Annotated in this window: 10 protein-coding genes and 1 pseudogene; 5 read left to right on the top strand and 6 right to left on the bottom strand. The window is 66.4% G+C overall.

Annotated elements, in window-relative coordinates:
• The 6 genes and pseudogenes from BM150_RS21200 to BM150_RS21175 all read right to left on the bottom strand — a co-directional run.
• Window positions 1-593 (bottom strand): annotated as a pseudogene (locus BM150_RS21200) (hypothetical protein); the annotation flags it as partial.
• Window positions 594-980: 387 nt separating this feature from the next.
• Window positions 981-1,214 (bottom strand): hypothetical protein, encoded by a 234-nt coding sequence (locus BM150_RS21195; RefSeq protein WP_092929338.1) that lies wholly within the window; start codon window positions 1,212-1,214, stop codon window positions 981-983.
• 12 nt (window positions 1,215-1,226) lie between these two features.
• On the bottom strand, window positions 1,227-1,502 hold the full coding sequence (locus tag BM150_RS21190; RefSeq protein ID WP_217641799.1) for an ArsR/SmtB family transcription factor: 276 nt from the start codon (window positions 1,500-1,502) through the stop codon (window positions 1,227-1,229).
• 112 nt (window positions 1,503-1,614) lie between these two features.
• Window positions 1,615-2,412 carry a sensor domain-containing protein gene (locus BM150_RS21185; RefSeq protein WP_092929334.1) on the bottom strand — a complete coding sequence of 266 codons (798 nt, stop codon included), beginning with the start codon at window positions 2,410-2,412 and terminating at the stop codon, window positions 1,615-1,617.
• A 767-nt stretch (window positions 2,413-3,179) separates the two neighbouring features.
• Window positions 3,180-4,358: a 4-hydroxybenzoate 3-monooxygenase gene (pobA, locus tag BM150_RS21180; RefSeq protein WP_092929332.1), complete on the bottom strand. Its 1,179-nt coding sequence runs from the start codon at window positions 4,356-4,358 to the stop codon at window positions 3,180-3,182.
• A gap of 445 nt (window positions 4,359-4,803) precedes the next feature.
• The gene (locus tag BM150_RS21175; protein ID WP_092929330.1) at window positions 4,804-5,631 is read right to left on the bottom strand and encodes an LLM class F420-dependent oxidoreductase; all 828 of its coding nucleotides are present in this window, start codon (window positions 5,629-5,631) and stop codon (window positions 4,804-4,806) included.
• Between the two features lie 329 nt (window positions 5,632-5,960).
• On the opposite strand from BM150_RS21175, the gene BM150_RS21170 reads away from it, so the two are divergent.
• The 5 genes from BM150_RS21170 (at window position 5,961) to BM150_RS21150 (ending at window position 10,882) form a co-directional block, all read left to right on the top strand.
• Window positions 5,961-6,452, top strand: a complete 492-nt coding sequence (locus tag BM150_RS21170; RefSeq protein ID WP_092929365.1) for a SigE family RNA polymerase sigma factor — start codon at window positions 5,961-5,963, stop codon at window positions 6,450-6,452.
• Entirely contained in the window at window positions 6,449-7,492 is a 1,044-nt protein-coding gene (locus BM150_RS21165) for a hypothetical protein (protein ID WP_092929328.1), read from the top strand. Before BM150_RS21170 ends, BM150_RS21165 begins: the two co-directional genes overlap by 4 nt.
• A 225-nt stretch (window positions 7,493-7,717) precedes the next feature.
• Complete coding sequence (locus tag BM150_RS21160) at window positions 7,718-8,368, top strand: hypothetical protein (RefSeq protein ID WP_175496952.1); 651 nt, start codon at window positions 7,718-7,720, stop codon at window positions 8,366-8,368.
• A 197-nt stretch (window positions 8,369-8,565) separates the two neighbouring features.
• On the top strand, window positions 8,566-10,029 hold the full coding sequence (locus BM150_RS21155; RefSeq protein WP_092929326.1) for a dihydrolipoyl dehydrogenase family protein: 1,464 nt from the start codon (window positions 8,566-8,568) through the stop codon (window positions 10,027-10,029).
• Window positions 10,030-10,378: 349 nt separating this feature from the next.
• Window positions 10,379-10,882 carry a DUF3145 domain-containing protein gene (locus BM150_RS21150; protein ID WP_092929324.1) on the top strand — a complete coding sequence of 168 codons (504 nt, stop codon included), beginning with the start codon at window positions 10,379-10,381 and terminating at the stop codon, window positions 10,880-10,882.
• Window positions 10,883-10,900 lie beyond the last annotated feature (18 nt).

Here is a 10,900-nt window from a genome sequence, read left to right as displayed (position 1 = left end):
GCTCCGGACAGGTCAAGTTGTCCGGTGATGCTAGCCCCGAGAAGCCGGAGCGTGCCTAGCTGACTGTCGGAGCTAGCGATGAATTCTTTATTGAGAAGGAGATCGCCACCGATGATACTCCCCGCCATGTTGAGAGCAGGCTTACCGGTTGCGGTCATCTCGGCGCTTCTAAGGCTGAGATCGCCGATGATGTTGGTGTCCACCAGACTCAGCCACTCGCTATGAATCTCCCGTAGAGAGATGTTGTGTTCGCAGGCGAGATCATCAGCGTCCAAATGAGGAAACCGGCTTCGGGACAGGTCTAAATGTGGAAAGTGAGCGCGCATGGCCTTGATGCCCTTTTCGAACTCGCACTGGTGCAGCGTCAAGGGCACGGCAGTTCGTACATCGATGAGGTCCAGTTCTCCGGTGATGTAAGCACCCTGCAGCCGCACTCCCCGCGGGTCGATACTTTCCGCATCTGAACCGAACAGCAACTTACGGATCGCGATTGCCGGAATCCGGCGATCAATTTTATCACTGACGTCGAGCAGTTCGCCCGTTCGCGCTGCATTGGCCAACCTGTCTTCCAGTGAGGAGGCATCAGACACCATGCCAAGATCATAAGGAGTCCAGCCACACCAAGTGGCCGGTTCCCCTTAAGCAGTCGTAGCCGGTGCCGCCACACTTTTCCCACACAAAACGACGGCAGACGACGAGCACCGGCCAGCCACAGCGACCGGTGCGGAGGCGGCATCGAGCCAGGTGACAGCGGGTATCGGCACCCACCGGCAAACGACGGCAGGAACCGACCCACTATTCGTCTTGTCGTGGGTTCAAGTCCCACCCGTCCCACCAACACCCCAGCGCAGCGGACACGTGGGGAGATCCAACCGAGATCGTCCCCACACCTTTGCCGCACTTCGCTCCGTGCCCCGAGCCTCCTCCGTCGTTCCGCGATTCGACGTGTGAGAGTCCGGAGCGGTCGGCCGAAAATCCGCTCAGTCGATGCTGCGCAGCATCCGCTCGATCTCCGTGAGTCTGGAGTCGAGTTCCCGCAGCCGGTTCTCCACCGCCTCCTGGCGAGCCACTGCCTCCTCGGCGAGCTTGCGGTAGTTCGCCATGGCCACGGCGTCGGCCCGGTGTCGTTGCAGCCGGAAATAGGTGACGACTCCTGTCGTGAGTCCCCCGACGGCGATCAGCACGATCAGGATGGCAGTCACGGCGCCGCTCATGCCCCGATCCCTTCATTCGTCCTTGGTTTCCCGCTCGTCGGCGTCCAGAGCCGCTATGACGGTTTCCGGTGTCAGATGTAGCCCGAAGTCGACGAGTTCGAAATATTTCATGGCCTTGCCGTCGGGGGACAGTTCCAGCCGGCCGCGCACCAGTCCCGCTTTCTCCAGCCGGTCGAGGTGCATGTACAGCAACGGCCGGGACAGCCCGAGATTGCGGGCGAGCTCGCTCACGTGCACCCGGCCGCTGGAAAGCGCGGCGATGATGCGCAGCCGGTGGGAGTGTCCCACCGCGGAAAGGAAGTTCAGCAGCTCCTCGCTGTTCAGATTTCACCCCCGCGGGCGGTTTCTCGTCCGACCGATTTTCCCGTCGCTTCGCGGGTGCTCCGAACGGGGATGGCGTTCACCGGTTGCCGATACCACCGCGGCTTCCGGCTTCCGAAGGTGTCCCGCCGTGGAGCGGACCGGGTTCGTCCAGTGTCCGCCTGACGGTCGCCAGCGGATCGGTGGGTGACCCCAGCAGCGAGCGCACCACTCTGCCGTGCGACTCGGCGACAGCCACTACCAGGTGTGCGAGGACGAAGGCCAGGACCAGGAACAACGCGGCCGCGAACAGGGCGGTGGGCAGATCCCCTATCCACAGCCCGAACGAGCCGTCTCCGAAGGCGAAACTCGTGGTGTCCGGCGCATCCGGCCGGTAGCCGATCATCACTCCGTGGCCACCGTTCTGCGGAATCGCCCAGAACCACAGTGGAACCGTCACCATTCCGACGACGGACAACCAGAGTGCCACGACGGCGGTGTCCAGTATCAGCAACGGCACGTACATCAGGATCAGGTAGCCGCAGGCGCGAAGAGTGGCCGGATCCGACCACCTCGTTCTGAGCTGTGCCGTGATTCCACGGCCGTGAACCGTGCGGTGAACGGCCGGTACGAGATCCGTCACCAGCAGCGCGCGCCATCGTTCGATCGCCGCGCACCCCCGGGTCAGTACCGCCACCGCTACCAGCAGCGGGAGTCCCACCCACACGATGCTCAGGGTCGCGGCGACCAACACGCTCGTCAGCACCAGGCTGAACAACAGGGTGCCGATCACGGAGTAGCTCAACAGGTAGAGCGTCGCCGCCCACGGCCGTCCGGACAGCAGCAGTGGACGCCATCTCCGCCCGCCGCTTTCTCGACGCTCCCGTGAATCGGTCATGAAAAGCTCCCGGAACTCCGATCGAAGGTTCAGCCGGTCTCGGTTCGTTCCCGCGGCCCCAGTCCTGGACTTCGTTCCGCACCGCCTCGATGGCTGGAACTTTTTCCAGGTGTAAGAAAATACTGACAGGAGGAGGATATGCCTGTCAAAGGTAGCGGTGGGGATAAGCTCGAAGCGGGGGAGCGGTGTGAACGCGCCGCGACTGTTGTGCGTGACATACCCGGTGGTCGGCGTCGTTTCGGGATGCTGTACCGATTCAACCGAGAACGGTTTCCGTCCCGGCGACCGATATCGCTCCTGCCACGCGGACGTCGTCGATCGACAGCGGTGGTCCGGGTGCGGCAGGAAGCGGTGAGGGGGAAAGCCCGTGCGAAGCACGGTGTGTCGAGCGGAGTGGTCCGAGGCGCGTCGGCCACCGGCGGTGCACCCGTGTCCGGTGTCGGGCGGGATGTCGCCGGGCACGCGGCTTCACGGGGCGACGCGGTACTCGCCTCCCCGGGATCGGGGTGGCGCGAAATCGAGTTCCTTACCGGGAGTTTCGTGGTCGTGAACCGTGTGGAGGTGTGTCGGGAGCAGGAGCTATGTCACCGATGTGTCCGACGTGCGGTGGTCCCACCATCCCGCCGCAAGGGGGCGGGCCACCCGAATGTCCGAAGTGCGGATAGTGGTGCGTGGTCGCGGGACCGATGAAGCCGCTCGGTCGGGGAGTTTCAGCCGAGCGGTGACCGCGGCCCGGCGTCGGGTGGCCGCGGTCGTCGCCGTGGCCCTCAGACCGAGGCAAGCCCCACGTAGTTCTCCGCCAGTGTGGTGGCCGCGGCTTTCGAGGTCCGCAGATAGTCGAACTGCGAGCGTTGCAGCCGCCGGTCGAAGTCCGAGTCCGGACCGTCGAACCGATGGGTCATCGAGGTCATCCACCAGGAGAAGTGCTGCACGCGCCACACGCGCCGCAGGCAGTCTTCGGAGTAGGTGTCGAGCCCGGTGGTGCCGTTGCCGCTGTAGAAGTCGGTCACGGCCCGCGCCAGCCGTGCCACGTCGGCCACGGCGAGGTTCAGTCCCTTGGCGCCGGTCGGGGGCACGATGTGTGCCGAGTCGCCCGCCAGGAACAGCCTGCCGTAGCTCATCGGCTCTGTGACGAAACTGCGCAACGCGCTGATGCTCTTGTCGATGATGGGTCCTTCCCGCAGTTCCCAGCCGGGCGTTCCCAGCCTGTTCTGCAGTTCGGCCCAGATCCGCTCGTCGGACCAGTTCTCGATCGAGTCGTCGGGATCGCACTGCAGGTACATCCTGCTCAGCTCCGGTGACCGCAGGCTCTGCAGGGCGAATCCGTTGACGTGGTTGGAGTAGATCAGCTCCTCGCTGGAGGGCGCGACTTCCGCGAGGATCCCGAGCCAACCGAACGGGTAGACACGCTCGTAGTCGGTGCGGACCGTTCGCGGGATCGTGTTCCGGGAGACGCCGTGGAAACCGTCGCAACCGACCACGAAGTCGCACCGGATCTCGTGGTTCGTCCCGTCGTTCGCCGTGAACCGCACGAGCGGTCGCTCGGTGTCGGGGCCCTCGATCGAGACGTCCGAGACCTCGTAGTGGACCTGGCCCCCGTCACGCTCACGCCGATCAGCCAGATCCTTGACGACCTCCTGCTGACCGTAGACGGTGATGCTCCGCCCGTCGGTGAGTTCGGACAGCGGGATGCGTAACCGTTCCCCGTCGAACTGCACGTTCACTCCGTGGTGCGGATGGCCCTGCCGGTCCAGCCGTTCGGACACGTCCGCTTCCCGCAGTACGTCGACGGTGCCCTGTTCCAGCACTCCCGCACGCACCCGTTGCTGTACGTATTCGCGGCTGCGCCGCTCCAACACGATCGATTCGATTCCCTGTAGGTGCAACAGATGAGACAGCAGCATGCCCGCTGGACCCGCTCCCACGATCGCGACCTGGGTACGCATTCCAACCTCCCCTTCTAGGCTGCGTTCGATTCAGCCTCTCAGCCCGGTTGGTGAATTGAGGCAGCGGGCTTCCGTCCAGTGGAATCATGGGTGGCGTGAGCTCGTTGCGCCACACCGTGTTCGATCGGTGGCTTTTCGTCGTCCCGCCTCTCGCCGCTCAATTCGTCGTAACTCGCCGATGATCGCGCTTCGGGTTCGACAGAGGTGGTTCGTGTCCACTGTGCTGCGAGGATGCTTTTGTTCACGGCGGAGTCGAAAATTGTGCGGACTGCGGTGAGTGCCGGTTCGTGCGGGCGTTGTGACGTGTACGGGCGTTCGGTAAACGAGGTTTAGTCTCGCTGAGGTTTTTGTTCGGAATTCGTCGGAGCGTTGGAGCGCGCCGAACCGTGATCCGCGCCCGAGTCCGGTGGATCGGCGCGGGCCGGTTCGACGTGCTCGGACACCGTTACCGCTGTGATTTCCTGGCCGATTCGGCGAACTGGTCCAGGTAACGCAACGTGGTGTCGCGGGGCTCCGTGGGGAGGTAGAACAGGATCCGGTCCACGCCCGCGTGGGCGTGTTGTTCGACCGCCGCGGGATCGTCGGGCGCCGCGTACAGCGTCACCGGAACCCGCCATCCCGCGCGTTCGCGGACGTGCTCGATCTGTTTCGCCAGGTTCTCGGCTCCCGAGCGGGGGAGCCAGCCACCGCCGTACTCGGCGACGCGTTCGACCGAACGTTCGCTCTCCCCGCCGACGTAGATGGGGGGATGCGGTGACTGGACCGGTTTCGGCCGGCAGTACGAGGACTCGATGTCCACGTGATCGCCGTGGAACTCCGCCTCCTCCTGCGTCCACAGCGCCCTCATGGCGCGGATGCGTTCGTCCATCAGCGCACCACGGTGAGCCGGATCGGTGCCGTGATTGCGCATCTCCTCGCGGTTCCAACCGGCCCCCACACCCAGGATCGCCCTGCCTCCCGAGACGCGGTCCAGGCTGGCCGTCTCCTTGGCGGTGTGGATCGGGTCCCGCTGGATCATCAGCGCGATCCCGGTTCCCAACAGCAGGTGTCTGGTGTTCACCGCGGCGGCGGTGAGGCACACGAACGGATCCAGGGTCCGGTAGTAGTGCCTCGGCAGGTCACCGCCACCGGGATAGGGCGTTTTCCTGCTCGTGGGGATGTGGCTGTGCTCGGCGAGGAACAGTGCGTCGAAACCACGCAGTTCGGCGGCCTCGCCAAGCTCCGCCGGGTCTATTCCTTCGTCGGTGACGAATGTGGAGATACCGAACTTCATAAGATTCACCGGGCGCTCGTGACCGCGCCTTTCTCCCAACTAGAGGTCGTGCCGGGTGACGATGGGCATCCGTGGATATACCTCACATCACCTGTCGTCGGGTGGAAACACCGACAACTGTCGGGCATTATTCCCCGAACGGGTAAGATCACAGTGTCACTCCGACGTGGTGTCGGGTTCGCCGTTTTCGAGTGTGGTAGAGGGCGTCGTGGTGATCGGTCGGAAGGATTTACGCGCGGTTGAACCCGCACGGCGGACTCGCGTGTCGTGCCTTTCGTCGTCCTTCGATCGAGTTCGCACCCGCCGCACGGTCGGACGGAATGCTCCACATGGATGAGTCGACCGCCGAACTGACCGATCTCTACCACGAGCACTATTCCGGACTGCTGCGTATGGCCGTGCTGCTCGTCGACGACGGATCGGCCGCGGAGGACGTGGTGCAGGACGCGTTCATGCGGGTGTTCGACTCCCGCGCCCGGCTGCGCGACCGGGACAAGGCGTTGGCCTTCCTGCGTCGGACGGTGCTCAACAAGTCCCGTTCGCTGCTGCGCAGGCGGCAGGTGTCGCGAAAGTATCAGCACCGACTGGTACAACGTGAGTCCGGACCGGACGAGAGCGTGCACGGTGTCGACCGCACGGTGCTGGCCGACGCTATCGCCCGACTGCCTCCCAGACAGCGGGAAGCGGTCGTGCTGCGTTACTACGCCGACTTCAGTGAGGCCTACACCGCGAAGATAATGAAAGTGACCCCGGGCGCGGTCAAGGCCTACTGTTCCCGAGGGGTCTCGCGATTGTCGAGTTTGCTGAGGGAGCGCGTGTGACGGAGTCGGACACCGCAGCCCCCGACGGGAGTTCCGACGAGCAGCTGGTGCGTAATGGGCTGCACGCGCTCGTCGCCGATGTGGAACCGTCCGCCACGGCCCTGCCGCGTGTACTGGCCGGACGTCGCAGGCGTTCCGGAGCGCGGACGGTCCTCGGGGTGACCGGAGCCGTTGCCGCCACCACCGCAGCGTTGTTGCTGACACTCGTGTTCGTCGTCGACCGGAGTCCCCCGACGGTACCGACCGGAACGGCTCCGGACAGCTACGTCACTCAGCTCGCCGACGGAACGCTCGTTTCCGTGATGTTGGAAACCGGCGAGGTGCGCCACGAGTTCGGCAGACCGGACACCGACGTCACGGCGCTGGCCAGGGGCGAGGAGCACGTCTACGCGGCCACTGCCGACGGCGGGGTGTTGCGGATGGGCACGGACGCCACGGTTCGGCGGATGCGTGGGGTGGTTCCCGGCGGCGAGGTGACCGCCATCGACACTTCAGACGGCAGGCTCGCGGTGGCGAGCGGAAATCGGGTCTCGCTGGTTTCGGGGAACACCACCCGGCGGATCACGTTGCCCGCCGGCCTGGTGGTGCGGGATCTGGCACTCGACCGGTCGGGACGCCTGGCGCTCGTCGTGCGCGACCGGACGAGCAGCGAGCCGCCGACGCTGCGGGTGATTCCGGCGGGTGGCGACAGCGCCGCTCGGCTCGACACCTTCGAGGTGGGGTGCGGACCGCTCCGGACGGCGTGGACGTCGACCGGACTCGCCGTGCTTCGGCCCGACGAGTGCGCCGTGACCGAGGCCGTCCGCATCACCACGATCGACCCGACGACGGGCAGTCGGATCGGTGGTGGAGTCCACCTCAGGCTCGATCGTCCGATCGGTGCCACCGATGACATACGCGTGTCCACGGACGCCACTGACCGGATGTTGGTGTCGACCACGACCGGGAACATGTGGTTGGTCGACGGTACGGGGGTCGGTTCCGTCACCGGACACTGTGCGTCGCGCCGGGACTGCGCCTCGATTCCCCCGGTGATGTGACGGGCTCTTGGGTGATGTGGCCGGGCGGGGCGCGGATCAGCGCGGTGGGTGAGCGCGGCCGGTCGTGCCGGTGCACCCCGGCATGCTCCGCCGGACGAGGAGCAGGCCGTTCCGGTTACCCAACGCGTTCGGGACACGCCGCCGATCGGGCAATGGACCCGACGCCCCACGGGCGGTGACGATCAGCGTGGTGCAGCGAATTCGATCGGCGGAGGTGTCACCCTCGTGCGGGCGCACTGGTGGGAAGTACTCAGGTTGTGCAGTGTCGTGGGCAGCAGACCGTACTGGCAACGGCTGGCCGCGTTCGTGGTCTCGGTGTGGACGTTGTGTTGGATCGGCGGGCAGTTCTTGGCTCCGGAGGCCGCTCCCTCGGCCGTGGAGGTGTGGCGTGGCCTGCTGGAACGGATCGGTGTCCCGGATATCGCCTGGAGTGGCCGGGTGGTACGGGCCTGGGAGAGTGCCGGGGTGGTACTCGCGGTCTTCGGCGGACTGCTGTGGGCGGCCACCACCGAACGTGGCCAGATGCCCGCGTTGTTGGGGTGGATCGCTGTCATGCTGGGATCGCAGCGGCTGGGGTACCAGCCCTCCGTGATCATCGCGGTGGGGGTCATGGCCGGCTTCGTGCTCGTGCTGTGGGTGGTCTCGCTCGCCAACGGTCGGTTCGTGGATCGCTATCCGCGGTTGTTGCCTGCCGACGTGTTCCGTGCCGGGGTCACCGCGGCCACGTTGTCCGCGGTCGTGCCGCTCTACGCCCCCGCTGTCGTGGTCTTCCGGTTGTTCCACCCCTACCTGACCCGCACCCCTCGGATACTGACCACCGAGTACGACAGCGGTCACACTCCCGGTGCCGGTGGGTGGAGCAGGGTGTCCCGTTGAGGACCGAGGGGAGACGACGATCGGTTCGTGAGTGGTTGATCGGTTCGTGACGGGGCGAGATCCGGTTCTCGTCCCGCGAATCCTCTCGGCGGTTCCGCTCCGGCAGCCAGGGCGGAACCGGCCGGCGGAGCGCGCGACGGACCGGCCGGCCGGCTTTCCGGTTGCCGTTGTCCTCGTGATGTATTGCCCTGACCGGTATGGCTGCTACAGGTGCCGAGTCCGGTGAGGTCGTTGCCGAGTCCGGCGGATACGAGTACGACGTCGTGGTCGTGGGCGGCGGTCCCGCCGGGGAGAACGTGGCGGGCCGGGTCGCCGCGGGTGGCCTCTCGGTGGCTCTCGTGGAGCGGGAACGGGTCGGCGGGGAGTGCTCCTTCTGGGCCTGCATGCCCAGCAAAGCACTGCTGCGTTCCGGCCACGCCGTGACCGCCGCTCGTCGGGTGGACGGGGCCCGGCAGGCCGTCACGGGTGATATCGATGTTTCCGGCACCCTGCGCAGACGCGATTCGTTCGTCGATCAGTGGGACGACCGGAGGCAGGTCGACTGGGTCCACGACGCCGGGGTGGCCCTGTTCCGCGGTTCGGCGTGGCTCGCGGGCAGCAGGGAGGTCATGGTGCGTGATCCGGACGGCACGACCTTTTCGCTCTACGCGGGCAACGCGGTCGTGCTCGCCACCGGAAGCGTGCCCGTGCGTCCTCCGATTCCCGGTCTCGACCAGGTCGACTTCTGGGATTCGCGTGCTGCCACCTCCGCCGAGCGAGCTCCGGAGAGCCTGGCCGTGCTGGGGGCCGGAGTGGTCGGGGTGGAGCTCGCGCAGGCCTGGGCCCGGTTGGGAACGCACGTGCGGATGATCGAGAGCGGTCCCCGCCCGCTGCCTTCGGCCCCGGATTTCGCCGGGGACCTGCTGGAGGCGGCGCTGCGTGCCGACGGGGTGCGACTGTACTCCGATGCCGTGGTCCACGGGGTGTCGAGTACGGAGGGGAGCGTGACGCTGGAACTGGCCGACGGTACCGAGGTCTCGGCCGAGCGGTTGTTGGTCGCCACCGGTCGTCGCGCCGCCACGGGGCATCTCGGACTGGAGTCGGTGGGGCTCCACGAGGAAGGCGCCGTGGACGTCAACGAACACGGCGAGGTCAGGGGGGTTCCCGGCGGGTGGCTCTACGCCGCGGGGGACGTCACCGGGCAGGCCCAGCTCACCCATCAGGCCAAGTACGCGGCACGGGTGGTCGCGGACGTCGTCGTCGCCAGGGCCACGGGCAGACACGTCACCACCGATGCGTTCGGTCGTTACATGACCTCGGCCAACAGGCACGCCGTCCCCACGGTGATCTTCACCGATCCCGAGGTGGCCCAGATCGGCTACAGCCCGGAGCGGGCCGAACAGGACGGTCACCGGGTACGCACCGTCGAGCTGGACATGGCCTCGGCCGGCGCGGAACTCCGGGCCGACGGCTATCGGGGCAGGGCTCGATTCGTGATCGACGAACGGCACCAGGTGCTGTTGGGTGCCGTGTTCGTCGGCCAGGACGTCGCCGAGCTGCTGCACGCTGCGACGATCGCGATCGTCGGCGAGGTTCCGCTCGCACGACTGTGGCACGCGGTACCGGCGTTTCCCAGCCTCAGCGAGGTCTGGCTGCGGCTGCTGGAGAGCTACGGGCTCTGAACCGTACCGTCCCGAGCGGACCGCGGGATTCCGCCCGGGCAGCGACACTTGCCACGAGTGTCCCCTTTCGAGTGGTATCGACCTTCGCGGGCAGTCCGGGGCTTCGTCGGCTACGCCGGTTCCGAGACCTCGGATCGAAGCCGTGTTGATGCCTTCCGAACTGCGATTTCGACTCCGTCCAGTGGGGAGAAGCATCCAGGAAGGTCCACTGCGGACGGATCTGCGCGCGGGAAGGTGCCTCTTGGCAAAGCGTGCGTAAGCCCCTCGTTTGTGATCGACTGACGGAGTCGTACTTCGCTTCGAGGTCGTGGCGGAAGAACGTCCCTCGTGGCACAAGCGGAGGGCAGCAGTGAGCACGTGTGACCATACAAGCGGTGTCGTCTACATCCACTCGTCACCCGGGGCGGTCTGCCCGCACGTCGAGTGGGCGATCGCGAGCGTGCTCGATACCCGTCTCGGGTTCCGCTGGACCGCCCAGCCCGCCGCTCCCGGAGAGCTTCGCGCCGAGAACATCTGGTACGCCGAGCCCGGAACCGCCGCACGGTTGGCCGGGGTGTTGTGCACCTGGCCGATACTGCGTTTCGAAATCACCGAGGATCCCGGCCCCGGGACGGACGGCGAACGGTTCTGCCACGTCCCGGAGCTGGGGCTGTGGCGGGCCCGAACCGGTGCGAACGGCGACATCGTGGTCGCCGAGGACCAACTGCGCACCCTGGTCGCCGACTGTCAGGACGTGGACAGCATGCGACATCGTGTCACCGAGCTGTTGGGGACCAGCTGGGACGAGGCGTTGGAGCCGTATCGGGGGGCGGGTGAGGGGCCGCCCGTCGAGTGGCTGCACAGTGTCGGCTGACGTCGCCTCCTCCCGGTT

Source organism: Actinopolyspora alba (assembly GCF_900112765.1).
In the GTDB taxonomy this organism is placed as follows: Bacteria; Actinomycetota; Actinomycetes; order Mycobacteriales; family Pseudonocardiaceae; genus Actinopolyspora; species Actinopolyspora alba.
The sequence above is the reverse complement of the archived record's forward strand: the minus strand, read 5'-3'. Positions and strand labels throughout refer to the sequence as shown.

Bases quoted from the DNA above. Each gene is read 5' to 3' on its own strand.
- BM150_RS21175 (WP_092929330.1), bottom strand. From the start codon at position 5,631: ATGAAGTTCGGTATCTCCACATTCGTCACCGACGAAGGAATAGACCCG.
- pobA (WP_092929332.1), bottom strand. From the start codon at position 4,358: ATGCGTACCCAGGTCGCGATCGTGGGAGCGGGTCCAGCGGGCATGCTG.
- BM150_RS21185 (WP_092929334.1), bottom strand. From the start codon at position 2,412: ATGACCGATTCACGGGAGCGTCGAGAAAGCGGCGGGCGGAGATGGCGT.
- BM150_RS21170 (WP_092929365.1), top strand. From the start codon at position 5,961: ATGGATGAGTCGACCGCCGAACTGACCGATCTCTACCACGAGCACTAT.
- BM150_RS21155 (WP_092929326.1), top strand. From the start codon at position 8,566: ATGGCTGCTACAGGTGCCGAGTCCGGTGAGGTCGTTGCCGAGTCCGGC.
- BM150_RS21195 (WP_092929338.1), bottom strand. From the start codon at position 1,214: ATGAGCGGCGCCGTGACTGCCATCCTGATCGTGCTGATCGCCGTCGGG.